Source organism: Streptomyces sp. NPDC046712 (assembly GCF_040645695.1).
Taxonomy (GTDB): domain Bacteria; phylum Actinomycetota; class Actinomycetes; order Streptomycetales; family Streptomycetaceae; genus Streptomyces.
Map to the genome: position 1 here is coordinate 12,023 of NZ_JBEYYW010000035.1, position 23,065 is coordinate 35,087.

A 23,065-nucleotide genomic window follows, 5' to 3' on the forward strand; every position below is an offset into this window, starting at 1 on the left:
GAGGAGAGTGTGCGGTTTTGCCCCCTTCGGGTTCTCAACGGACTGACACGCCCCACGGTTCCGTCATGGCGCGAACCGACCGCGTGACCCCGGTCACTTTGGCCGGACAAAACGGACACCATCTTTGTGCACGCGTTCACAAAGACATAGCCTGCATTCGACGGGGCGGTCACGGGACATATGGCCGCCTGCAGCCCCGCTCATCCCGCAGGAGCACCGTGGCAACTGGCCGAACTCACCGACCGGCGACCCGCAGCCGAGGAATCCCCGAGGCCACCGTCGCCCGGCTTCCGCTGTATCTGCGTGCGCTCACCGCACTGTCGGAGCGCTCCGTACCCACGGTCTCCTCCGAGGAACTCGCAGCCGCCGCGGGGGTCAACTCCGCCAAGCTGCGCAAGGACTTCAGCTACCTCGGCTCGTACGGAACGAGGGGCGTCGGCTACGACGTCGAGTACCTCGTCTACCAGATCTCCCGCGAACTCGGCCTGACCCAGGACTGGCCCGTCGTCATCGTCGGTATCGGTAACCTCGGCGCCGCGCTCGCCGGCTACGGCGGCTTCGCCTCCCGTGGCTTCCGGGTCGCCGCGCTGATCGACGCCGACCCCGCCATGACCGGCAAGCCGGTCGCCGGGATCCCCGTCCAGCACAGCGACGACCTCGAGAAGATCATCGAGGAGGACGGCGTCTCCATCGGCGTCATCGCGACCCCGGCCGGCGTCGCCCAGCAGGTCTGCGACCGGCTCGTGGCCGCCGGAGTCACCTCCATCCTGAACTTCGCCCCGACCGTGCTCTCCGTGCCCGACGGCGTGGACGTGCGCAAGGTGGACCTCTCCATCGAGCTGCAGATCCTCGCCTTCCACGAGCAGCGCAAGGCGGGTGAGGAGGCGGAGGCCGAGGCCACCGCCGTCCCCACCCCGCCCACGGCCCTCGGTGCCGCGGGCGAGCCCCAGCGCAAGGGCACCGGACGCAAGGGACCCGACGGGGACGTCCCCGCCGTGATGCCGGCATGAGTCTCCTCGTCGTCGGCCTCAGCCACCGCAGCGCGCCGGTCAGCGTCCTGGAGCGGGCCGCGCTCGCCGCGGACACCCAGGCCAAGCTGCTCCAGGACACCCTCGCCGCCGAACCGGCCGCCGAGGGCGCCGTCCTGGCCACCTGCAACCGCATCGAGCTCTACGCCGACGTGGACAAGTTCCACGCCGGTGTCGCCGAGCTGTCCACGCTGCTCGCCCAGCACAGCGGCGTCGGCCTCGAAGAGCTGACCCCCTATCTCTACGTCCACTACGAGGACCGGGCCGTCCACCACCTCTTCTCGGTGGCGTGCGGGCTCGACTCCATGGTCGTCGGCGAGGGCCAGATCCTCGGCCAGATCAAGGACGCCCTCGCGCTCGGCCAGGAGCTGCACACCGCGGGCCGGCTCCTCAACGACCTGTTCCAGCAGGCGCTGCGGGTCGGCAAGCGCGCCCACAGCGAGACCGGGATCGACCGGGCCGGACAGTCGCTCGTCACCTTCGGGCTCGAGCAGCTGGCCGACGGGACGGATGTCGACACCTGGGCCAAGGGCAAGCGCGCCCTGGTCATCGGGGCCGGCTCGATGTCCTCGCTGGCCGCCGCCACGCTCGCGCGCGCCGGGGTCTCCGAGATCGTGATCGCCAACCGTACGACCGCCCGTGCCGAGCGGCTCGTACAGATCCTGACCGAGGCCGGGGGAACGGGCGTCGCCGCACGCGCGGTCGAGATGGTTGCCGTCGGCGACGAACTGACACGTGCCGACGTCGTCGTCTCCTGCACCGGTGCCACCGGACTCGTCCTCACCGGCGAGGCGGTCGAGACCGCGATGAAGGACCGCACGGCCCCGCTCGCCCTGCTCGACCTGGCCATGCCCCGCGACATCGACGCCGCCGTCCACCGCATGACGGGCGTCCGGCTCGTCGACATCGAGTCGCTGGCGGACGCCTCCGCCGACGCCCCGATGGCCGCCGACGTCGACCAGGTGCGCGCGATCGTCTCCGACGAGGTGGCAGCCTTCGGCGCCGCCCAGCGCGCCGCGCACATCACCCCGACCGTGGTCGCGCTGCGCACCATGGCCGCCGATGTCGTCGCGGGCGAGGTGGCCCGGCTCGAGGGCCGGCTGCCCGACCTCGACGACAAGCAGCGCGCCGAGATCACCCAGACCGTGCGCCGGGTGGTCGACAAGCTCCTGCACGCGCCGACCGTGCGGGTCAAGCAGCTCGCCAGCGAGCCCGGCGGCGCCGGGTACGCCGACGCGCTGCGGACACTCTTCGACCTCGACCCGGAGACGGTCGCCTCCGTCTCCCGGGCCGACCTGAATGACGCCGACGTCAAGAACCGAGGGCGAGTATGACCGAGAGGGCACTGAGGCTCGGGACCAGGCGCAGCAAACTCGCCATGGCCCAGTCCGGGCATGTGGCCGACGCCGTCCGGCAGCTGACCGGCCGGCCCGTCGAGCTCGTGGAGATCACGACCTACGGGGACGTGTCGCGTGAGCACCTCGCGCAGATCGGCGGTACGGGGGTGTTCGTCGCCGCCCTGCGCGACGCGCTCCTGGCCGGCGAGGTGGACTTCGCCGTCCACTCCCTGAAGGACCTGCCGACCGCCCAGCACCCGGACCTGGTGCTGGCCGCGATCCCGCGGCGCGAGGACCCGCGCGACGTGCTGGTCGCCCGCGAGGGACTGACGCTCGACCGGCTGCCCCAGGGCGCCCGGATCGGCACCGGTTCGCCGCGCCGGATGGCCCAGCTCAACGCGTACGCGCGCAGCCACGGGCTGACCATCGAGACCGTGCCGATCCGCGGGAACATCGACACCCGCGTCGGATACGTACGCAGTGGAGAGCTGGACGCGGTGGTACTCGCCGCGGCCGGTCTCAACCGCATCGGCGGGACGGAGGAGCTCACCGGCTCCCTGTCGCTCGACCACCTGTCGGTCGACACCGTCCTGCCCGCCCCCGGCCAGGGGGCCCTGGCGATCGAGTGCGTGGCGTCCGGCGCCGCCCTCGTCGCCGCGCTCGCCGAGCTCGACGACCCGCACACCCGGGCCGCCGTGACCGCCGAGCGATCCCTGCTCGCCGCCCTGGAGGCCGGCTGCTCCGCACCCGTGGGTGCGCTGGCCGACCTGCTGGCCGAGGATTCCGGCCGCGGGCAGATTGTCACTGAAATGCGCCTGCGCGGCGTCGTCGGCACCACCGACGGCTCGACGCTGGTGCAGCTGTCCACCACCGGTCCCGTACCCGCGTCGCACGACGAGGCGATGGAGCTCGGACGCGAACTCGCGGACGAGATGCTCGCCAAGGGTGCGGCCGGTCTTATGGGGGAGCGAGCACTTTGAGCCCCACCAGCCCGACCACCAGCCCCGCGTCCCCGGCCTTCTCCGGTCACGGGAGCGTCACCTTCCTCGGCGCCGGACCAGGCGATCCAGGACTGCTGACCCTCCGGGCCGTCGAAGCCCTAGCCGGCGCGGACGTCCTGATCGCCGAGCCGGAGGTGCTCGAAGTCGTCCGGTGCCATGCGCGCGCGGGCGTGAGCACGCCTGAGCTGACGGTTGTTGACGAGGCGTCAACAACCGCCGGTGTCCCCGTGTTGAGGGATGCGACCAATCTTGTCATGGAGGCCGCGCGGGGCGGCAAGCGGGTCGTCCGTGCGGTGACCGGCGACCCCGGCCTCGACGGAAACGCAGGTCAGGAGATGCTCGCCTGCGCCGCCGAGGGCATCCCCTTCGAGGTCGTGCCCGGTGTCGCCACGGCCGTCGGCGTACCCGCGTACGCCGGTGTCCCGCTGCGCGACGCGCAGGGCACCGATGTGCGCTTCGTGGACGCCCGGACCGCCGACGACCGTTGCTGGACCGAGGTCGGCGCCTCCGACGGCACCGTCGTCGTGTCCACCTCGCTGGACTCGGTCGCGGCCGCGGCCGGTGAACTGGTGGCGGCGGGCCGTAAGCCGGACACCCCGCTCACCGTGACCATCGGCGGCACGACGACCCGGCAGCGGACCTGGACGGCGACGCTCGGCACGATCGCGCAGGTCTTCAAGCAGGGCAAGGTGCTCCCCTCGCCCGAGGGTCACCGTCCGGTCATAGCCGTGGTCGGCGAGCGCAGCGCCCCGGCGCAGCGGGACCAGCTGGCGTGGTTCGAGTCGAAGCCGCTGTTCGGCTGGCGGGTACTCGTGCCGCGCACGAAGGAGCAGGCCGCGTCGCTCTCCGACCAGCTGCGCAGCTACGGCGCCGTTCCGCACGAGGTGCCGACGATCGCGGTCGAGCCGCCGCGGACGCCGCAGCAGATGGAGCGTGCGGTCAAGGGTCTGGTGACCGGCCGCTACGAGTGGATCGCCTTCACGTCGGTCAACGCGGTGAAGGCGGTGCGGGAGAAGTTCGAGGAGTACGGGCTCGACGCGCGGGCCTTCGCCGGCATCAAGGTGGCGGCGGTCGGCGAGCAGACGGCCGCGGCGCTGGTCGACTTCGGTGTGAAGCCTGACCTGGTGCCGAGCGGGGAGCAGTCGGCCGCCGGTCTCCTCGAGGACTGGCCGCCGTACGACCCGGTCTTCGACCCGATCGACCGCGTCTTCCTGCCGCGGGCCGACATCGCGACGGAGACGCTGGTCGCGGGGCTGATCGAGCTCGGGTGGGAGGTCGACGACGTGACCGCCTACCGGACGGTGCGGGCGTCGCCGCCGCCGGCGGACACGCGCGAGGCGATCAAGGGCGGCGGCTTCGACGCGGTGCTGTTCACGTCGTCGTCGACGGTGCGGAACCTGGTGGGGATCGCCGGGAAGCCGCACAACGTGACCGTGATCGCCTGTATCGGTCCGGCGACCGCGAAGACGGCGGAGGAGCACGGGCTGCGGGTCGACGTCCTGTCGCCCGAGCCGTCGGTGCACAAGCTCGCGGAGGCGCTGGCGGACTTCGGTCTGCGGCGGCGGGCGGCGGCGCTGGAGGCGGGGGATCCGGTGACGCGGCCGTCGGAGCGGCGGCCGGGGGCGCGGAGGCGTCGGACGACGTAGTTCGGTTTCTTGGGGTGCGGGGCCTTGTCGGGGTCCCGCACCCCGGTGCGTTTCGGGGCCTTGTGTTTCAGGCCCTTGTGGAGGGCCCCGGCCCTGGTGCGTGGGGGCGGTCGGAGCGGAGGCGCCCGCATGGGCGCCGTCCCGTGTGCCCACCCGTCCCGCCCTGCGGGACGATTGCCCACACGGGGGTGGGGGCGCGGGGCGATTGCCCGCACGGGGGTGGGGGTGCGGGGCGATTGGCCGCACGGGGGTGGGGCGCGGGGCGGGTGCCCTCGCGGGGGTGGGGGTTATGCCCACAACGGGTCGGCAAGTGCACTGGTTCAGCGGGCGTAGCCTCGGGCGTATGAACTCGTACGGAACCTTTCCCGGGGCGCGGCCGCGGCGGCTGCGGACGACTCCTGCCATGCGGCGGATGGTGGCCGAGACGCGGCTGAGCCCGGCCGATCTGATCCTTCCCGCGTTCGTGCGGGAGGGGATCAGCGAGCCCCGGCCGATCGCCGCGATGCCCGGCGTGGTGCAGCACTCGCGGGACACCCTGCGCAAGGCCGCCGTGGAGGCGCTGGAGGCCGGCGTCTCCGGGATCATGCTGTTCGGCGTGCCCGAGGACGAGAAGAAGGACGCCGCCGGCACCGCGGGCACGGACCCGGACGGGATTCTGCAGGTCGCGATCAGGGACGTGAAGGCCGAGGTCGGCGACGACCTCGTGATCATGTCGGACCTGTGCCTCGACGAGTACACCGACCACGGGCACTGCGGCGTCCTGGACGAGACCGGGCGCGTCGACAACGACGCCACGCTGGAGCGGTACGCCGAGATGGCGCAGGTCCAGGCCGACGCCGGGGTCCACGTGGTCGGACCGTCCGGGATGATGGACGGCCAGGTCGGGGTGGTCCGGGACGCGCTGGACACCATCGGCAAGGAGGACGTGTCGATCCTCGCGTACACGGCGAAGTACTCCTCCGCCTTCTACGGCCCCTTCCGCGAGGCCGTCGCGTCCTCCCTGCAGGGCGACCGCAAGACGTACCAGCAGGACCCGGCCAACGTCCGTGAGTCGCTGCGCGAGTTGGCGCTGGACCTGGAGGAGGGCGCCGACATGGTGATGGTGAAGCCCGCGGGTCCCTACCTCGACGTGCTGGCGAAGGTCGCCGAGGCCGTGGACGTGCCGGTCGCCGCGTACCAGATCAGCGGTGAGTACGCGATGGTCGAGGCCGCGGCCGAGAAGGGCTGGATCGACCGCGACAAGGCCATCTTCGAGACGCTCACCGGAATCAGGCGCGCGGGCGCGCAGATGATCCTGACGTACTGGGCCACCGAGGTCGCCCAGAAGCTCGGTCGCGGGGTCTGACGGGGCGCGAGCGATCAGCGCACCAGCATCTCCGCCAGACGGGACAGGCCGTCCGCCGCGTGGCCCTCGGCGATCGAGCGGTCCAGCAGCGCCTGGAAGGGCTCGAAGAGCTCCGGGCTGACGCCCTGGGCCTTGTAGGTGGCCAGGAAGTTGGGGAAGGCCGACTGGTTCACCGCCAGGCTGGACACGTCGGTCAGGTGCCGGCCCGAGTCGACGGCCCGGGCCAGTTCGGGGACGGTGCCGAGCATCGCCGTGATCCACGGGACCAGCAGCTCGCTGTACTCCTCGGCGTTCACCTTCTCCGTACGGGCCAGGGCCAGGGCCTGGACCACACCGATGAGCATCCCGTACATGCCGGTCAGCAGACCGAGGTCGTACAGGGCCGCGAGGCCAGGGTCGGTGCCGGTCCACTTGGTGCCGCCCAGGGCCGCGAGGGTCGGGCGGTGGGTCTCGTACGCCTGCTCGTCGCCGCTGTAGAAGACGTACGCGTCCGGGCCCGCGATCATCTGCGGGATCGCCATGATGCCGCCGTCGAGGTACCGGGCGCCGAGCCTCTCCGCCCGGGCGGAGAGCGTCCGGGCCTGCTCCGGCGTCCCGTTCGTGAGGTTGACCAGCGTCTTCCCGGCCACGGAGTCACCGAGGGCGGTGAGGAGTTCGTCGACGTTGTCGTTCGTCAGCAGGCACAGGACGACGAGCGGGCTCGCCGCCACCGCGTCCGTGGGCGTGTCGGCGGGCAAGGCGCCCTGCGCGACCAGCGGGCCGGTCTTGGCCGGCGAACGGTTCCAGACGGTGACCGGGTGGCCGGCGTTCAGGAAGGCCGCGGCGAGGGCCGTGCCCATCATGCCCAGACCGAGGACGGAGACCGGGGAGGAGGCGGTGGCGGAGTCGGTCGCGGACGTGGTCGCGGAGACGGCTGCGGAGGCGTTTTCGGACATGGGTGTGCTCCAGAGCTTGGAATCGGGGGTTCGAGTCGCTGTCCGGCTCGCATTCGATCCTTCTCCGGGGCGGTTCGTCCCACAAGTACCGACTTAATAGTCAGGTACGCACCGATTGGTAAGGATGGGCCGCTCGGCGCACCCTGGAAGTACCTCAGGAGGTGGTCCTCATGATGCACACCCTCGTCGGATGGCACATCGAGATGGAATTCCAGGAGGACGGCGACGCGACGAAGGCGGCCGCCATGGTGCGGCTCGGTGACGGCACCGAGTTCCGCGCCCAGGGCAATGCCCACAGGCACCCGTCCGACCCGGAGCAGCTGAGGGTCGGCGAGGAGATCGCGGGCGCACGCGCGCTCATGGATCTCGCCTCCCAGCTGCTTCAGAAGGCACACACGGAGATCGACGAGGTCTCGGGCAGGACGTCCCACCCGATCCGCTGACCCCTTGACCTCCTGCTCCCTCGGGACGGTGGCGTCGCCGAGCGCGTTCAAGCCATGCGGCGCCGCCACCGTCCCGGGGCGGGCTGATGACGCTGCCGTGGCCGGGGGACAATGGGGCCCGGGACGGCGAGGGGGGCACGGGGCACGTGGCAACGGATGCGGGCGGATTCGCGGAGCTGGTACGCGGACTGAAGGAGCGATCCGGGCTCAGTTACGGGGCGTTGGCGAAGAAGCTTCACGTCAGCACGTCCACGTTGCACCGGTACTGCAACGGCGACGCCGTTCCGACGGAGTTCGCCCCGGTGGAGCGGCTGGGGCGGCTGTGCGGGGCCTCGCGCGAGGAAATGATCCAGCTGCACCGCAGTTGGATCCTGGCGGACGACGCGAGAGGGAAGGGGAAGGCGGCCGGGGCGGCAGAGGCGGCGGTCGAGGAGCCGGAGCCGGCGGGCGGGTCTGTCCCTGAGCCTACGGGCGGGTCCGCGCCGGAGCCGGCCGGTGGGTCCGGGCCTGACGCGGAGGACGGGCCTGTGTCTGCGCCTGAGTCGGCGGGCGGGTCTGTTCCTGAGTCGGCGGGCGGGCCTGTGCCTGACGCGGCGCCCGCGCCCGCGGCCGGGGCGCCCGCCGTCGGCGGCGAGGCGTCGGTGGACGCCGTCGTCACCGTTCAGCCGTTGAACCGGCCCCCGGCCACCGCGCCGTTCCGGTCACGCAAGCGCCTGGCCATGGCTCTCGCCGCGGCCGCCGTCGTCGCGCTCGTCGTGCCCGTCGCGTACGCCGTCCGCGGCTCGGGCGGCACGGGCGGCGGTGGCGAGGGCGGTACGGCGGCCGGCCCCACCGCCCAGGCGGACACCACCCGCACCCCCATGCCCTCGTCGACCGGCTCCGGAACCCCGTCCGCCGCCGGCTCCACGTCCGCCTCCGCGACACCGAGCGCGCAGACGCCGCCCTCCGCCGGCACGGAGTCCTCCGCCGCGACGCCGCGCGAGGAGACCGACCCGCCCGTGAGCGTGGGCATCAGCTCCTACGCCTGGGACGGGCCCTGCAGCCAGTACTTCGCGCTCGATCGGGAGCCCGGCGAGGTGCCGCCCCCCGCCCCGCAGGACACCCGCGCCTGGGCCCGCGCCCTCGGCGGGGTCGACGGCGGACACATGAAGATCGAGCTGACCGCGACCGGCAGGACGGACGAGTCGGTGGTTCTCAACGCCCTCCACGTACGTGTGGTGGAGCGCGGAGCGCCCCTGAACCGGCCGGCGTACTTCATGGGTGACGGCTGCGGCGGCGGAATCACCCCGCAGACCTTCGACATCGACCTCGATGCCCAGAGCCCGCTCGCGAAGCCGGTCGCCGGCCGCGACGGCGACCGGACCGTGCCGGCCAAGGACTTCCCGTACAAGGTCTCCACCAGCGACCCCCAGGTCTTCAACCTCGACGTGCACACCGAGGCGCACGTCGCGGCCTGGTACCTGGTGGTGGACTGGAGCACCGGCGAGCGGCACGGGAAGGTGATCGTCAACGACGGTGGCAAGCCGTTCCGTACGAGCGCGATCGAGGGGATGAAGCAGTACAACTACCTGCCCGACAAGAGCCAGTGGGTGTCCCGGTAGGAGTACGGCGAGGGCCCCGGCGCCGTTCGGAAACGGTGCCGGGGCCCTCGTGTGCCCTATGCCCTGTGCCGGTCGGGCGTCAGAGACGCTCGGGGGTCCGGATGCCCAGCAGGGCCATGCCCTGGTGGAGCGTGCGGGCCGTCAGCTCGCACAGGAACAGCCGGTTCTCCACGTGCTCCGGGGTGTCCGCCTTGAGGACGGGGCACTCCGAGTAGAACGTCGTGTACTGCGACGCCAGCTGGTACAGGTACGCGGCCAGCTTGTGCGGGGCGTACTCGGCGGCGGTCTCGGCGAGCAGCTCGCCGAAGCCGTCCAGGTGCAGACCGAGGGCGCGCTCCGCCGGCGCAAGGGCCAGCTCCGGGTGGGCGGCCGGCTTGGCGTCGCCCGCCTTGCGGAGGATCGACTGGATACGGGCGTACGCGTACTGGAGGTACACCGAGGTGTCGCCGTTCAGCGACACCATCTGGTCCAGGTCGAACTTGTAGTCCCGCGCCGCGGACGTGGACAGGTCCGCGTACTTCACCGCGCCGATGCCCACCTGGGCGGCCCGCTCGGTGATCTCGTCCTCGGTGAGGTCCTGGGCCTTCTCCCGGACCACGGACGCGGCCCGGTCGATCGCCTCGTCCAGCAGGTCCACCAGCCTGACCGTCTCGCCCTCACGGGTCTTGAACGGCTTGCCGTCCTTGCCGAGCACCGTGCCGAACGCCAGCTGGACCGCCTTGACCTCGTCGTTCAGCCAGCCGGCCCGGCGGGCGGTCTCGAAGACCATCTTGAAGTGCAGCGACTGGCGGGCGTCGACCACGTACAGCAGGGTCGTCGCCTCCAGGTTCTGCACACGGTCACGGATCGCGGACAGGTCGGTGGCCGCGTAGCCGAAGCCGCCGTCGGACTTCTGGACGATCAGCGGGGTCGGGTTGCCGTCCGGGCCCTTGATGTCCTCGAAGAACACGCACAGCGCGCCGTTGGAACGGACCGCGACACCGGACTCCTCCAGGATGCGGCAGGTCTCCACCAACATGTCGTTGTAGCCCGACTCGCCGACCACGTCAGGGTCGTTGATGTCCATGTCGAGCTTGTCGAAGACCGAGTAGAAGTAGATCTTCGACTCGTCGACGAACCGCTGCCACAGGGCACGGGTCTGCTCGTCGCCGGCCTGGAGGTCCACGACCCGCGCCCGGGCACGGGTCTTGAACTCCTCGTCGGAGTCGAACAGCGCGCGCGAGGCCTTGTAGAGCCGGTTGAGGTTGGACATGGCCTCCTCGCCGGAGACCTCCTCCTCGGACTTGTGGTCCAGCTCGTGCGGGTGCTCGATCAGGTACTGGATGAGCATGCCGAACTGGGTGCCCCAGTCGCCGATGTGGTGGCGACGGACCACCTTCTCGCCCGTGAACTCCAGGATCTCGACCATCGCGGCGCCGATCACGGCGGAGCGGAGGTGGCCGACGTGCATCTCCTTGGCCACGTTCGGCTGCGCGTAGTCGATCACCGTCGTGCCGGCGCTCTCCGCGTACGGCACACCGAGGCGGTCGTCGGCGGCGCGGGCGGCGAGGGTCTTGATGATCGCCTCGTCGGTGACCGCGATGTTCAGGAAGCCGGGGCCCGAGACCTCGATCTCCTTCAGCACGTCGTTCGCCGGAATGCCGTCGACGACCTTCGTCGCCAGCTCACGCGGGTTGCCCTTGAGCTGCTTGGCGAGGGCCAGGATGCCGTTGGCCTGGAAGTCGGCCCGGTCGCTTCGTCGCAGCAGCGGGTCGGCGGAACCGGCCTCCGGCAGAGCTGCCGAGAGACCTTCCGCGAGGCGCTGCTGCACGGTCGAAGCGAGGGAAGGGACCGAGGCCATGAGCTTCCGTTCCTGTCGGTGGTGGGCTATATCGCTTGTCAAGTGTCCCATGGGTGGGCAACGTGTTTTCTCCACCTGTGGACAACCACGGAGTGCGCCGTTCCGTCTGGGAGAATGGCTGACGTAAGGCTGCAAGGCTTTCGAGGGAATCAAGGAAGAAGGACGTACCGACCGTGGCTCAGAGCAGCACCGAGACCGACTGGGTCTCCCGTTTCGCGGACGAGGTCATCGCCGAGTCGGAGCGACGTGCGCCTGGCAAACCGGTCGTCGTCGCCTCCGGACTCTCCCCCTCCGGCCCGATCCACCTGGGCAACCTCCGCGAGGTCATGACCCCGCACCTGGTCGCCGACGAGATCCGCCGACGGGGGTACGAGGTCCGGCACCTGATCTCGTGGGACGACTACGACCGGTACCGCAAGGTGCCGAACGGCATCCCGGGTGTGGACAAGGAGGGCTACGAGCAGCACATCGGCAAGCCGCTCACCTCCGTGCCGGCCCCGCCCGGCTCGGCGCACCCGAACTGGGCCGAGCACTTCAAGGCCGCCATGGTCGAGTCGCTCGCCGAGCTGGGCGTCGAGTACGACCCGATCAGCCAGACCGAGCAGTACACCGCGGGTACGTACCGCGAGCAGATCCTGCACGCGATGAAGCACCGCGGCGACATCGACGCGATCCTCGACCAGTACCGGACGAAGAAGGCGCCGAAGAAGCAGTCGCAGAAGCCCGTCGACGAGGCCGAGCTGGAAGCCGAGGAGGGCTCCGGCGCGGCCGCCGAGGACGACGGCTCCGGCGGCGCCGGGGGCTACTTCCCGTACAAGCCGTACTGCGGGCAGTGCGAGAAGGACCTGACGACCGTCACCTCGTACGACGACGAGACCACCGAGCTGGCGTACACCTGCACGGCGTGCGGCTTCTCCGAGACCGTCAAGCTCAGCGAGTTCAACCGCGGCAAGCTGGTCTGGAAGGTCGACTGGCCGATGCGCTGGGCGTACGAGGGCGTGATCTTCGAGCCGTCGGGCGTGGACCACTCCTCCCCCGGCTCGTCCTTCGTCGTCGGCGGCCAGATCGTCCGCGAGATCTTCGACGGCGTCCAGCCGATCGGCCCGATGTACGCCTTCGTCGGCATCAGCGGCATGGCCAAGATGTCGTCCTCGCGCGGTGGCGTGCCCACCCCGGCGGACGCGCTGAAGATCATGGAGGCGCCGCTGCTGCGCTGGCTGTACGCGCGCCGCAAGCCGAACCAGTCCTTCAAGATCGCCTTCGACCAGGAGATCCAGCGGCTCTACGACGAGTGGGACAAGCTGGAGGCCAAGGTCGCCGACGGCTCCGTACTGCCGGCCGACGCGGCGGCGTACGCCCGCGCCGCCCGCACGGCCGCCGGTGAGCTGCCGCGCACCCCGCGCCCGCTGCCGTACCGGACGCTGGCCTCGGTCATGGACATCACCGCCGGCCACGACGAGCAGACCCTCCGGATCCTCACCGACCTGGACCCGGAGAACCCGGTCACCAGCCTCGACGAGGTCCGCCCGCGCCTGGACCGCGCCGAGAACTGGATCACCACCCAGGTCCCGGCCGACCAGCGCACCATCGTCCGCGACGAGCCGGACGCCGAACTCCTCGGCTCCCTCGACGACCAGGGCCGCGAATCCCTCCGTCTCCTCCTGGAGGGCCTCGACACCCACTGGTCCCTCGACGGACTGACCACGCTCGTCTACGGCGTCCCGAAGGTCATGGCCGGCCTCGACCCCGAGGCCAAGCCCACCCCCGAGCTGAAGGTCGCCCAGCGCGCCTTCTTCGCCCTGCTCTACAAGCTCCTGGTGAGCCGCGAAACCGGCCCGCGTCTGCCGACGCTGCTGCTCGCGGTCGGGGCCGAGCGGGTGCGCAAGCTGCTCGGCGCGTAGCCGCTCGACAGACAGAAGCCCGCCGCCCGGGGTTCCGGGCGGCGGGCTTCTGCATCCTTCGGACTAGGCCGGCTTCCGACGTGCGCACGACGAAAACGGGCGCCGCGCGGGAGACCGTGAAGGCATGAAGAACGAAGCCATCGCAGTCATCGGTTGGATCACCCTCGTCCAGGGCGGACTCGGCGCCGGCGGGCAGATCTTCGGCGACAAGGCCTGGGGGATGCTCCAGAAGTGGTGGGACATCCCCACCGCCGGCTACATCGTCCTGGCACTCGTCGGGATCGCCCTCGCCGTATGGGGCGAGACCGCGAAGCAGCGGGCCAAGGCAGCCTGAGCCCCGGCCCGCAGGCGGTTACGGGATGTGGTTCTCCACCATCTGCTGCTCGATGCGCTGCCGCAGGCCCGGCGTCAGCTGCCGAAGCAGCGACGTGCTGCGAGGGTGCTGCGTGGCGTACCGGTCGCTGAGCAGTATGTCGAGCTCCTCGTTGCTCGGGAACTGCTGGTTCTCCTGGACGTAGTCCCACATCGCCTTGTACGCGACCTCCGCGAACTCGGCCGTGGACGGCTCCGGATCGACGTACTCCTCGTACTCCTCGAACTGCTGCTCCTGGCGAGGTCCCGGGATCGGCAGGTCCTCCGGGCCCTGCGGCACCGCCACCGGGGTCGGCTCCAGGCCCTCCACGTACTGGGGGTCGTAAGCACCCTCGTACGCTTCGGGGGAGATCTGCTGGGCGTCGAACCACGGGCTGTCGTGGTTCGGGGGCATCTCCGGACCGACCGGGCCCTGGGGGAGCTGCGGCTGCGGGGCCAGCTGGACCGGCGCCTGAACCGCCTGCACCGGCTCCGGCTGCGCCGCCGTCGGCTGCGCAGGGATCAGCGCCGGCTCCACACCCGCCGCCGCCAGCCCCGCCGCCGCCGTCTCCGCCAGCGGCACGCCGTACTTCGCCAGCCGCAGCGGCATCAGCGCCTCCACCGGCGCCTTGCGCCGCCACGCCCGCCCGAAACGCGCCTGCAGCCGGGCCTGATAGATCAGCCGGTCCTGCTCCAGCTTGATCACCTGCTCGTACGAGCGCAGCTCCCAGAGCTTCATCCGGCGCCACAGCCGAAAGGTGGGCACGGGGGAGAGCAGCCAGCGGGTGAGCCGGACGCCCTCCATGTGCTTGTCGGCCGTGATGTCGGCGATCCGGCCCACCGCATGACGCGCCGCCTCCACCGCGACCACGAACAGCACCGGGATCACGGCGTGCATGCCCACACCCAGCGGGTCAGGCCACGCAGCCGCACCGTTGAACGCGATCGTCGCCGCGGTCAGCACCCACGCCGTCTGCCGAAGCAGCGGGAACGGGATCCGGATCCACGTCAGCAGCAGATCCAGTGCGAGCAGCACACAGATGCCGGCATCGATGCCGATGGGGAAGAAGTACGAGAAGTCGCCGAAGCCCTTCTCCACGGCGAGCTCACGCACGGCGGCGTACGAACCCGCGAAACCGATACCGGCGATGATCACCGCACCGGCGACCACCACACCGATCAGTATCTTGTGCGTGCGTGTCAGCTGTATCGCGGCCACCCGCGATCCCCTCCCGTCATACGACATCTCGCGGGCACAGCGTGGCACATGCGCGAGGAGCCCGGCCCCCGGGGGAGGCGCGGACTCCTCGAAAACATGCGCAAATACGGGTGTTCGCGACTGCGGCCGCGCACACTTGTTACTTAGCGGTGGCCGCGACCGCCGCGACAGCCTCCTTGGCCGCCTTCACCGCGCCATCCATGATCACCTTGTCGGTCGGGGCGGTCGCGCCCCAGTAACCGGCACCGTTGTACGTCAGCAGCACCAGCACATTGCCGGTCCGCGCCACCACCGAGGCGTACTTGAAGTCCTCGCCCGTCTTCCTCAGCTCGTACGCGACGGCCTTCGACTGCTCGCCGACGCCAGGCGCCTCCGTGGTGCGCAGCTTCTTGGCACCCTCGGTCGCCTGGAGCTTGGCCAGCTCCTTGGCGAAGTTCTCCTCGGCGCGCTGCCGGCCGCTGCCGAGCGAGGCGTCCGACTCGTAGCGGTAGAAGGCGACGTCGAGCCAGCGGTACTGCGAGCCCTTCACGCCCTTGTCGTCGAGACCGTTCCACGAGCAGCCGCCCCGGCTCGTGGTGTCGCTGGAGTTGGCGGTCGTACCGTTCTTCGCCTTCGCCTTGGGCACCAGGCTCGCGGTCGTCTTCGCCGAGATCGACTTGCAGACGTCGGGCAGCTTCGCGTACTTCGCGGGCTCGACCGTCTTCGTCGACTGCTGGGCGCTCGGGGCGGCGGAGGACGCCGAACCCTTGCCCTTGTCCGGGGTGCCCGCACCGTCGGAGTCCGAGGAGCAGCCGGCGGCGACAAGCATCACCGGAACGGCTGCGCAGGCGAGTATGCGGGAGAGTCGCGGGGCTGATCGGTGCATGGTTCCTTCAGTCGCTTGTCGTACGGTCCGGCCGGCGGCCACGGTACGCCGACACGTTACGTGCTCGCGATCCGCTCACGGAGCGGGTCCGAGCGGCTACTCCTCCAGGCGTTCGGCGAGCAGCCGGGCCAGATTCCGGGCCTTTTCCTGCAGTTCCTGGCTGTCCGGGGGCTCCGCGGCGCCGCCCGTCTGCTCCACGTACTCGACCGTCACGATCACATTGGATGTGCGGAACACCACGCTCACGGTGCGGTGCCGGCCGTTCGGCCCGTCGGAGCTGAGCACGTCGTCGAGGAACGCGACCTGCCCGAGGCCCTCCAGGACACGGGGCTCCAGACCGGTGGTGGCGGGCGCGGTCGGGGTGGAGGTCGCGGGCGGAACGGCGGAACCGGCGGGCGGGGCGGGGCTCGCGGGGGGTGTGGCGCTCGTGCTGGTGCTTGTGGTGGTGCTGGTGGTGCCACCGGTGGGACTTCCGGGTGTCTGCGTGGCGGGCGGGGTCTGCGGCGTCTGAGGCGTCTGCGGGGGCACGGGGAGGTCCGCCGCGATCTGCTTGCCCGAGAAGACCTCCTGCGCGCGGTCGTCGTCGCTGACGGCCGGGTCGTACGACACCACCCGCTCGATGTCGAGGCGCAGCCGGTGCGAGGCGTCGGGGGTGTCGGCCTTCCAGTTGCAGCCGACCCGGCGGTCCGTGTCGTACGTGACGGCGGCGGTGCCGCGGTACGCCTGCTCGCGGTCCTTGTCGGGGAGCTGGGCGGCGCCGGGGAGCAGGTCCTTGAGGGTGGCCTGCGGGACGGAGCCGCAGGGCTCGAAGAGGTTGCGGTAGCGGCCGGGAGGAGCGGGGGTGGAGGCGGGGCCGGCCTTGGAGTCGACGGCGTCCACGCCGGTTCCGCCGCTCGAGGAGCAGCCGGTGAGGCCCAAGGCGAGCGCCGCTGCGAGCGCTGTCAGACCGGGTACGTACGCCTGTCGCTGCACGCTCCCAGGCTCCCTTCTCCCGAGGACTTCGCCGAAAACTGTTTGCCGCCGGAGTCCGGTCGGTGGACACAATGTCTACCGCACGCGCTGCCGTTGATGCCGGTCCGTCGTCACCTGTACGGGCCTTGGAGCCGGTTTTTGCGTTATCAGGCTTTTTGGGGGAATCGAGGAAGTATGTCGTATGTAGAGGTACCGGGCGCGAAGGTGCCCATCCGGATGTGGGCCGATCCTTCCACGGTGGAGGGCGGCGCCATGCAGCAACTCCAGAACGTGGCCACGCTGCCGTGGATCAAGGGCCTGGCCGTGATGCCGGACGTGCACTACGGCAAGGGCGCGACGGTCGGGTCCGTGATCGCGATGCGCGGGGCGGTCTGTCCGGCGGCGGTCGGTGTGGACATCGGCTGCGGGATGTCGGCGGTCAGGACGTCGCTGACGGCGAACGACCTGCCCGGTGACCTCTCGCGGCTGCGGTCGAAGATCGAGCAGGCGATTCCGGTGGGGCGGGGGATGCACCGGGACGAGGTGGACCCCTCGCGGCTGTTCCAGTTCCCGACGGCTGGGTGGGGCGACTTCTGGTCACGCTTCGACGGGATCGCCGAATCGGTCAAATTTCGGCACGAGCGTGCCCAGAAGCAGATGGGAACGCTCGGAAGCGGAAATCACTTTGTCGAGTTCTGTCTCGACGAGTCGGGGTCGGTCTGGCTGATGCTGCACTCCGGGTCGCGGAACATCGGCAAGGAGCTCGCCGAGTACCACATCGGCGAGGCGCAGAAGCTGCCGCACAACCAGGGGCTCGTGGACCGGGACCTGGCGGTCTTCGTCGCGGACACCCCGCAGATGGCGGCGTACCGGAACGATCTCTTCTGGGCACAGGAGTACGCGAAGTACAACCGCGCGATCATGATGGCGCTCTTCCAGGAGGTCGTCCGGCGGGAGTTCCGCAAGGCGAAGGTGACCTTCGCTCCCGTCATCTCCTGCCACCACAACTACGTGGCGGAGGAGCGGTACGAGGGGATGGACCTGCTCGTCACCCGTAAGGGCGCGATCCGGGCCGGCTCCGGCGACTTCGGGATCATCCCGGGCTCGATGGGCACCGGTTCGTACATCGTGAAGGGTCTCGGCAACGAGGCGTCCTTCAATTCGGCCTCGCACGGCGCGGGCCGGAAGATGAGCCGGAGCGCGGCGAAGCGGCGCTTCTCGACGCGGGACCTGGAGGAGCAGACGCGGGGCGTGGAGTGCCGGAAGGACTCCGGTGTCGTGGACGAGATCCCGGGCGCGTACAAGCCGATCGAGAAGGTGATGGAGCAGCAGCGGGACCTGGTCGAGGTGGTCGCGAAGCTGAAGCAGGTCATCTGTGTGAAGGGCTGAGATACCTAGGAAGAGGGGCCGACGCCCATGGCGTCGGCCCCTCTTCGTGTGCTCGTCGGCCCCTCTTGCTGTGCTCAGCGTCTGCTCACAGCTCGCGGTGGACCTTGGTGTTGGAGGCCTGGGCGCGGGGGCGGACGACGAGGAGGTCGATGTTGACGTGTGGGGGGCGGGTGCAGGCCCAGGTGATGGTGTCGGCGACGTCGTCGGCGGTGAGGGGTTCGGCCACGCCCGCGTAGACCTTGGCGGCCTTCTCGGTGTCGCCGCGGAAGCGGGTGGTCGCGAATTCGTCCGTCTTCACCATGCCGGGGGCGATCTCGATGACGCGGACCGGGCTGCCGACGATTTCCAGGCGGAGGGTCTCGGCGAGGACGCGGGCGCCGTTCTTGGCGGCGACGTAGCCGGCTCCGCCTTCGTAGGTGGAGTGGCCGGCGGTGGAGGAGAGGACCACGACCGTGCCGTCGCCGCTGGCGGTGAGGGCGGGGAGCAGGGCCTGGGTGACGTTGAGCGTGCCGATGACGTTGACCTCGTACATCTGGCGCCAGTCGTCCGGGTCGCCGGTGGCGACGGGGTCCGCGCCGAGGGCGCCGCCGGCGTTGTTGACGAGGACGGCGATCGTGCGGAAGGCGGTGGCGAAGGTCTGGACGGCCTCGCGGTCGGTGACGTCGAGGGCGTACGCCGTGGCCTGGTGGCCGGCTTCGACGATTTCGGCGGCGAGCGCTTCGATGCGGTCCTTGCGGCGGGCGGTGAGGACCACGCGGTATCCGGCGGCGGCGAGTTGCCTGGCGGTCGCGGCGCCGATACCGCTGCTCGCTCCGGTGACGACGGCGATGGGGGTACCGGCGGCGGTCATGACGTGCTCCTCGCGCGTGTGGTCGATTGTGCGGTCAGGATATGCGGCGGTCAGCGGGCACGTGGGGCGTACATGATCACTGCCATGCCGGCGAGGCAGATGAGGGCGCCGAGGACGTCCCATCGGTCTGGGCGGTAGCCGTCGGCGATCATGCCCCAGACGAGGGATCCGGCGACGAACACGCCGCCGTAGGCGGCCAGGATGCGGCCGAAGTCGGCGTCGGGCTGGAGGGTCGCGACGAAGCCGTAGGCGCCGAGGGCGAGGACTCCGGCGCCGATCCAGATCCAGCCGCGGTGTTCGCGGACGCCTTGCCAGACGAGCCAGGCTCCGCCGATCTCGAAGAGGGCGGCGAGGGCGAAGAGGGCGGCGGAGCGGGCGATGAGCATGGGGTCAGGGTGCCATGGGACACGCTGATTGACGGCTAGTCAGAATATAAGGGGATCTGTCGGTATCTTCGGGGCATGAGTGCGATGCGCAAGGGCCTGCTCGGGGCGGCGTCGGCGGCCGTGGTGGTGCTGGGTGCGGGCGAGAGTGCCCGGGCCGTGGGGTTCGAGGCCGATCTGGCCCACCATGGTCATGTCTCCCTCTGGGAGGGGCGGCTCGGTGTGTGGCTGGTGAGTGAGAACCACGGGCCGTCGGACGTGTCCCAGGCGACCGTGCGGCTCGCCTTCTCCGAGCCGATGGCGGGTGGGCAGGAGCTGCCCCCGTCCTGTCTGTGGGGGAGCGACCGGGTGGTGGCCTGCCGGACGGGTGAGCTGCGGGCGGCCGGGGCGATCGAGGAGCTGGCCCTCGATCTGCGGACGGCGGGCTCGCCGGACGAGTTGACGGTCCACATCTCCACGGCCTGGACGGACGGGACCACCGACGGCAATCCGAGGAACGACCGGCATCGTGTCCTGGTCCTGGCCACCGGTGACCCGTACGTCTTCTGAGGGCACGGTCAGAAGGTGTAGCCGTCGGGGCGGACCAGGAGTGTCGAGCGGCGGTCGGGGTCGGTCCAGGTGGCCCGTACGACGCGGTCCGGCGTGGTGGGGGAGGCCGGCAGGTCCGGGGTCGCGCCCTCGGGGGCGATGTGGACGAACTCGCCCGCGCGAAGGAGCTCGTAGAGCCTGCCTTCCCGGAGCTCGAGGTCCGGGACGCGCCGGGTGCCCCGGCCGTAGGCGATGCCGAGCCCGCTGATCATGCCCATCACCTTGGCGGAGGCGGCGGGCACGGTGTTGAGGATGCGGGCGGCGAGGGCGCGGGCGGTGCGCAGGAGGGGGCCGTGCGCCATGGCGAGCCGGACGATGGCGCCGCTGCTGCGGAGCACGGCGGCGCCGACGGGGTGGCGTTCGGACTGGTAGCTGTCGAGGAGTGCCTCGGGGTCGGGGGCGTCGCCGCGCAGGACGGCGGCGAGTTTCCAGGAGAGGTTGGCGGCGTCCTGGAGCCCGGTGTTCATGCCCTGGCCGCCGGCGGGGGAGTGGACATGGGCGGCGTCGCCTGCGAGGAAGACCCGGCCGACGCGGTAGGAGGGAGCCTGGCGTTCGTCGCTGTGGAAGCGGGAGATCCAGCGGGCGTCGTGCATGCCGTAGTCGGTGCCGAGGGCGCGGCGGGCGATCTCGCGGACCTCGTCGAGCTCGACGGGCTCGCTGTCGGGGACCTGGCGGTTGCGGTTCCAGCCCATGACGCGGTACCAGCCGTCGCCGAAGGGGGCGATGAAGGCGAACGCGTCCTCGGCGCCGTTGACCGTGAGGAGTCCTTCGGGCTTCTCGGCGAGGCGAACGTCGGCGAGGACGATGGAGCGGATCACCGAGTCGCCGGGGAAGGGTAGGCCGAGGGCTGTCCGGACGGCGCTGCGCACGCCGTCGGTGCCGACGAGGTAGCGGGCGCGGATGGTGAGGGGGGTGCCGTCGGGGTCGGTGAGTTCGGCGGTGACCTGGTCGGCGTCCTGGCTCAGTCCGCGCAGTTCCGTTCCGTACCGGAAGTCCACACCGGTGGACTGCGCGCGTCGCTCGAGGAGTCGCTCGACCTCGTACTGGGGGGTGATGAGGAGGTACGCGAAGCGGGAGGGGAGCCGGGTCAGGTCGAGGCTGAGGCGGCGGAAGAGCCGCAGCTCGGTGATGGGGGTGCCGGTGGCGATCAGCTCGTCGGCGAGGCCGCGGGCGTCGAGCTGCTCCAGGGTGCGGGCGTGCACGCCGAACGCGCGGGTCATGTTGCTGATGCCGTGCGGCCGGCGCTCGACCACGGTGACCCGCAGCCCGGCGGCGGCGAGGTCGCCGGCGAGGAGCATTCCGGTGGGGCCCGCGCCTACGACGAGGACGTCCGTGTCCAGGTGGTTCATGGCTGCCTCCTGATCGGGTGGTGCCCACGGCCGGTGGCCAACATCTGTTGGTCAACGCTTGTTGGCAAATGTAGAAGCGTCCGCGCTGGCCTGTCAACACCTGTTGGCCTACAGTTGTTGGCATGAAGACCGCACGCCGCTCCGACGCCACCCGCGCCGCGATCCTCGAAGCCGCTCGCGAACGGTTCGCCTCCGACGGGTACGAGCGCGCCACCATCCGGGCCATCGCCCGCGACGCCGGCATCGATCCGTCGATGGTGATGCGCTACTACGGCAACAAGGAGGGGCTGTTCGCCGCCGCGTCCGAGATCGAACTGGAGATCCCCGAACTCGGCGCCCTGCCGTCCCGGCACATCGGCGCGGTCCTGGTCGCCCACTTCCTCGACCGCTGGGAGCGCGACGACGTACTGACCGGGCTGCTGAGGGTCGGCGTCACCAACACCGCGGGTGCAGCGCGGATGCAGGCGATCTTCGCCGCGCAACTCGGCCCCATCGCCCTCGGTGTCTGCCCCGACCCCGCCGAGGCGCCGCGCCGGGCCGCGCTCGTCGCCTCGCAGATCCTCGGCATGGCGCTCGCCCGCTATGTACTGCGGTTGCCGCCCGCCGTCACCATGTCCCGCGAGGAGGTCGTCGCCTGGCTGGGGCCGACCGTCCAGCGCTACCTCACGGCCCCGGAGCCGTAGAGCGCCAGGTCGCTGTTTCGTACAATTTCTGCATGCCGCAGAAGAAATCCGCACGGCGGGACGGCCTCATGGCCGAGCTGTACGGCGAGTCCCGCCGCTACATGGCCGCGTACGCGCTGTTCAACCAGGCCGTCGCGGACCATCTGCGGCTCCACCCGACCGATGTGCAGTGCCTGAACCTGCTCTCACTGGAGCCCGGCCCCGTGACCACCGGCCGGATCGCCGAGCTGACGGGGCTGACCACCGGCTCCGCGACGCGGCTCGTCGACCGGCTGGAGCGGGCCGGCTATGTCACGCGGGAGCGGGACGCCGAGGACAGGCGGCGCGTACTCGTGACCGCGGTGCCTGAGCGGATGGCGGAACTGGGCGCGTTCTGGCGCCGGCTCAACGGGGCCTGGGGCACGATGTTCGACGTCTACAGCGACGCCGAGGTCGCCCTGCTCATCGCCCATATGCGGCGGACCGTCGAGCTCAGCGCGGAACAGGTCGAGCGGCTGCGCACGGGGTAGATCGGCTGACCCCGCCGGTCACCGGCCGGGCCCGGATCGGCGCGCGGCAGCCGGGATCAGCGCGCGGCAGCCCCGCCGAACTCGCGCAGCGCGTCGGTGACGATCGCCTCCAGGCGGGCGTGGTGGGCGCCCCGCCAGTACACCCGCTCGCACTCCGTGCACCGCGCGAAGACGTCGTACGTCTTCTCCGTGCCGTGCTCCAGTCGCTCGCGCACCGAGTCCTTGTCGGCGTCGGTGAGCTGCCCGTTGCAGGCGGTGCAGCGGGTCCAGGGCGCCAGGACGGGTCCGAACCGCTCCAGCACGTCGCGGAGTTGGTCGTCGGGCCGGTCGCTGTACACATAGGCGCCGGCCCACAGCTCCCGGCGGCGCAGCAGCCCGCGGTCCCGGGAGAGCATCACGCGCCGCTCCTTCGCGGAGAGCGCGGCCAGCGCGGGATCGCCGATGTCCTCGCTCTCGTACGCCGCGTCGACCCCGAGCAGCCGCAACCGCCGGGCCAGCGTGCCCAGATGGACGTCGAGGAGGAACCGGAGCGGGGCTCCGGGGACCGGCTGGGGGCGCTCGACGCCCTCGACCTCGACCGTCTCCCCGGCCGCGGGGATGTGGGACACCTCCACCGGGCGCCCGTCCACGAGCAGCCGGCCGACCTCGGTCAGCGGAACACCCAGCGACTCCACGACATGGCCGAGCGTGGACGCGCCGTCGGTCGCCACGGGGGTACGCCCGGGGCGGCGCTCCGCCGAGACGAAGAGGCGCAGGTCGGGGGCGAAGCTGATCTGGATCTCCGGTCCGTTCACGGGGACAGGATGTCACCGCGGCCCGCCGGGCGGCCAGGGAATTCGGCCCCAGGGGCC

General features: G+C 71.0%; 22 protein-coding genes and 1 pseudogene. 14 read left to right on the forward strand and 9 right to left on the reverse strand.

Going from position 1 to position 23,065, the window contains the following annotated elements; genetic code table 11:
• Window positions 1-218: 218 nt before the first annotated feature.
• From ABZ939_RS32465 to hemB, 5 genes are all read left to right on the forward strand, one after another.
• Entirely contained in the window at window positions 219-1,010 is a 792-nt protein-coding gene (locus ABZ939_RS32465; protein ID WP_361863276.1) for a redox-sensing transcriptional repressor Rex, read from the forward strand.
• The gene (locus ABZ939_RS32470) at window positions 1,007-2,362 is read left to right on the forward strand and encodes a glutamyl-tRNA reductase (RefSeq protein ID WP_361863279.1); all 1,356 of its coding nucleotides are present in this window, start codon (window positions 1,007-1,009) and stop codon (window positions 2,360-2,362) included. Before ABZ939_RS32465 ends, ABZ939_RS32470 begins: the two co-directional genes overlap by 4 nt.
• Complete coding sequence (gene hemC, locus ABZ939_RS32475) at window positions 2,359-3,345, forward strand: hydroxymethylbilane synthase (RefSeq protein WP_361863282.1); 987 nt, start codon at window positions 2,359-2,361, stop codon at window positions 3,343-3,345. The genes ABZ939_RS32470 and hemC overlap by 4 nt, the downstream gene beginning before the upstream one ends.
• Window positions 3,342-5,012, forward strand: coding sequence for a uroporphyrinogen-III synthase (locus ABZ939_RS32480; protein ID WP_361863285.1), 1,671 nt, complete (start codon window positions 3,342-3,344; stop codon window positions 5,010-5,012). The genes hemC and ABZ939_RS32480 overlap by 4 nt, the downstream gene beginning before the upstream one ends.
• 343 nt (window positions 5,013-5,355) lie before the next feature.
• Complete coding sequence (gene hemB / locus ABZ939_RS32485; protein ID WP_361863288.1) at window positions 5,356-6,357, forward strand: porphobilinogen synthase; 1,002 nt, start codon at window positions 5,356-5,358, stop codon at window positions 6,355-6,357.
• Between the two features lie 14 nt (window positions 6,358-6,371).
• Here hemB and ABZ939_RS32490 read toward each other — a convergent pair whose 3' ends face one another.
• The gene (locus ABZ939_RS32490; protein WP_361863291.1) at window positions 6,372-7,292 is read right to left on the reverse strand and encodes an NAD(P)-binding domain-containing protein; all 921 of its coding nucleotides are present in this window, start codon (window positions 7,290-7,292) and stop codon (window positions 6,372-6,374) included.
• Between the two features lie 173 nt (window positions 7,293-7,465).
• On the opposite strand from ABZ939_RS32490, the gene ABZ939_RS32495 reads away from it, so the two are divergent.
• The 3 genes and pseudogenes from ABZ939_RS32495 (at window position 7,466) to ABZ939_RS32505 (ending at window position 9,336) form a co-directional block, all read left to right on the forward strand.
• Window positions 7,466-7,735, forward strand: a complete 270-nt coding sequence (locus ABZ939_RS32495; RefSeq protein ID WP_361863469.1) for a DUF1876 domain-containing protein — start codon at window positions 7,466-7,468, stop codon at window positions 7,733-7,735.
• Window positions 7,736-7,821: 86 nt separating this feature from the next.
• Window positions 7,822-8,070: pseudogene (locus ABZ939_RS32500) on the forward strand (helix-turn-helix transcriptional regulator); the annotation flags it as partial.
• A gap of 246 nt (window positions 8,071-8,316) precedes the next feature.
• Window positions 8,317-9,336, forward strand: a complete 1,020-nt coding sequence (locus ABZ939_RS32505) for a transcriptional regulator (RefSeq protein ID WP_361863477.1) — start codon at window positions 8,317-8,319, stop codon at window positions 9,334-9,336.
• A gap of 79 nt (window positions 9,337-9,415) precedes the next feature.
• On the opposite strand, the gene argS is transcribed toward ABZ939_RS32505, so the two are convergent.
• Window positions 9,416-11,176 carry an arginine--tRNA ligase gene (gene argS / locus ABZ939_RS32510; RefSeq protein ID WP_361863294.1) on the reverse strand — a complete coding sequence of 587 codons (1,761 nt, stop codon included), beginning with the start codon at window positions 11,174-11,176 and terminating at the stop codon, window positions 9,416-9,418.
• A 173-nt stretch (window positions 11,177-11,349) separates the two neighbouring features.
• On the opposite strand from argS, the gene lysS reads away from it, so the two are divergent.
• Entirely contained in the window at window positions 11,350-13,077 is a 1,728-nt protein-coding gene (lysS, locus tag ABZ939_RS32515) for a lysine--tRNA ligase (RefSeq protein ID WP_361863296.1), read from the forward strand.
• A 124-nt stretch (window positions 13,078-13,201) separates the two neighbouring features.
• Window positions 13,202-13,411, forward strand: coding sequence for a hypothetical protein (locus ABZ939_RS32520; RefSeq protein WP_361863299.1), 210 nt, complete (start codon window positions 13,202-13,204; stop codon window positions 13,409-13,411).
• A gap of 18 nt (window positions 13,412-13,429) precedes the next feature.
• Here the strand turns inward: ABZ939_RS32520 and ABZ939_RS32525 are convergent, their stop codons facing one another.
• The 3 genes from ABZ939_RS32525 to ABZ939_RS32535 form a co-directional block, all read right to left on the reverse strand.
• Window positions 13,430-14,647, reverse strand: a complete 1,218-nt coding sequence (locus ABZ939_RS32525; protein WP_361863301.1) for a DUF2637 domain-containing protein — start codon at window positions 14,645-14,647, stop codon at window positions 13,430-13,432.
• A 139-nt stretch (window positions 14,648-14,786) separates the two neighbouring features.
• Window positions 14,787-15,512, reverse strand: a complete 726-nt coding sequence (locus ABZ939_RS32530; protein WP_361863303.1) for a DUF3558 domain-containing protein — start codon at window positions 15,510-15,512, stop codon at window positions 14,787-14,789.
• Between the two features lie 96 nt (window positions 15,513-15,608).
• On the reverse strand, window positions 15,609-16,484 hold the full coding sequence (locus ABZ939_RS32535; protein ID WP_361863306.1) for a DUF3558 domain-containing protein: 876 nt from the start codon (window positions 16,482-16,484) through the stop codon (window positions 15,609-15,611).
• Between the two features lie 174 nt (window positions 16,485-16,658).
• Here ABZ939_RS32535 and ABZ939_RS32540 point away from each other — a divergent pair, with 174 nt between their 5' ends.
• On the forward strand, window positions 16,659-17,852 hold the full coding sequence (locus ABZ939_RS32540) for an RtcB family protein (RefSeq protein ID WP_361863309.1): 1,194 nt from the start codon (window positions 16,659-16,661) through the stop codon (window positions 17,850-17,852).
• Window positions 17,853-17,937: 85 nt separating this feature from the next.
• Here ABZ939_RS32540 and ABZ939_RS32545 read toward each other — a convergent pair whose 3' ends face one another.
• Both ABZ939_RS32545 and ABZ939_RS32550 read right to left on the reverse strand, forming a co-directional pair.
• On the reverse strand, window positions 17,938-18,702 hold the full coding sequence (locus tag ABZ939_RS32545; RefSeq protein WP_361863312.1) for an SDR family NAD(P)-dependent oxidoreductase: 765 nt from the start codon (window positions 18,700-18,702) through the stop codon (window positions 17,938-17,940).
• Window positions 18,703-18,752: 50 nt separating this feature from the next.
• Window positions 18,753-19,088: a YnfA family protein gene (locus ABZ939_RS32550; protein ID WP_361863315.1), complete on the reverse strand. Its 336-nt coding sequence runs from the start codon at window positions 19,086-19,088 to the stop codon at window positions 18,753-18,755.
• A gap of 75 nt (window positions 19,089-19,163) precedes the next feature.
• Here ABZ939_RS32550 and ABZ939_RS32555 point away from each other — a divergent pair, with 75 nt between their 5' ends.
• The gene (locus ABZ939_RS32555; protein WP_361863318.1) at window positions 19,164-19,634 is read left to right on the forward strand and encodes a hypothetical protein; all 471 of its coding nucleotides are present in this window, start codon (window positions 19,164-19,166) and stop codon (window positions 19,632-19,634) included.
• An 8-nt stretch (window positions 19,635-19,642) separates the two neighbouring features.
• Here the strand turns inward: ABZ939_RS32555 and ABZ939_RS32560 are convergent, their stop codons facing one another.
• Window positions 19,643-21,022, reverse strand: coding sequence for an FAD-dependent monooxygenase (locus ABZ939_RS32560; protein WP_361863321.1), 1,380 nt, complete (start codon window positions 21,020-21,022; stop codon window positions 19,643-19,645).
• Between the two features lie 122 nt (window positions 21,023-21,144).
• Here ABZ939_RS32560 and ABZ939_RS32565 point away from each other — a divergent pair, with 122 nt between their 5' ends.
• On the forward strand, window positions 21,145-21,705 hold the full coding sequence (locus ABZ939_RS32565) for a TetR family transcriptional regulator (RefSeq protein WP_361863324.1): 561 nt from the start codon (window positions 21,145-21,147) through the stop codon (window positions 21,703-21,705).
• A gap of 32 nt (window positions 21,706-21,737) precedes the next feature.
• Window positions 21,738-22,214 carry a MarR family transcriptional regulator gene (locus ABZ939_RS32570; RefSeq protein ID WP_361863327.1) on the forward strand — a complete coding sequence of 159 codons (477 nt, stop codon included), beginning with the start codon at window positions 21,738-21,740 and terminating at the stop codon, window positions 22,212-22,214.
• A gap of 56 nt (window positions 22,215-22,270) precedes the next feature.
• Here ABZ939_RS32570 and ABZ939_RS32575 read toward each other — a convergent pair whose 3' ends face one another.
• Window positions 22,271-23,008: a Mut7-C RNAse domain-containing protein gene (locus ABZ939_RS32575; RefSeq protein WP_361863330.1), complete on the reverse strand. Its 738-nt coding sequence runs from the start codon at window positions 23,006-23,008 to the stop codon at window positions 22,271-22,273.
• Between the last annotated feature and the right edge of the window lie 57 nt (window positions 23,009-23,065).